Here is a 518-nt window from a genome sequence, read left to right on the forward strand (position 1 = left end):
AAGCCAGGCGAAGTTTTCGAGAGGACTTCTTCCAACAGTTTGGTGCTGTGAAGATGTTCGAGAATCGAGTTCATTTCGGTGTCGCGGGTCGCGGTGATGGCCACGGTGCCGCCGGTGGTGGCCGTAGGGTCACCGCCACCGGAAACGAAACCAGTGTCGTGACCCAGCCGAAACTCCAATAGAACACGCCATGCGCGTCAGCCGAGTTTAAGAAGTGATCGTCACCTGTACAGCCTGTTGGTTGCGATCCTGGGTTCGATGGTCGTGTTGGCGATCTACCGCGTATTGATCGGCGGCAAGGCAGAATAACCCACCCGATCCCGACCCTGAAGGTCGGCTCGCTCGGCACGCACAATGCGCTCGGCCTGGCCAAGGCCAAGGACGCCCGCTTCCTGCTGGCGAGCACCTCGGAGGTCTACGGCGACCCCGAGGTCCACCCGCAGCGGGAGGATTACTGGGGCCACGTGAACCCGATCGGCCCCCGGGGCTGCTACGACGAGGCCAAGCGGTTCGCCGAG

1 pseudogene is annotated in these 518 nt (G+C 62.4%); it reads left to right on the forward strand.

Annotated elements, in window-relative coordinates:
* Window positions 1–311: 311 nt before the first annotated feature.
* Window positions 312–518, forward strand: a pseudogene (locus tag AB1L30_RS18155) (GDP-mannose 4,6-dehydratase); the annotation flags it as partial.

The sequence above is a fragment of the Bremerella sp. JC817 genome, from assembly GCF_040718835.1.
In the GTDB taxonomy this organism is placed as follows: domain Bacteria; phylum Planctomycetota; class Planctomycetia; order Pirellulales; family Pirellulaceae; genus Bremerella.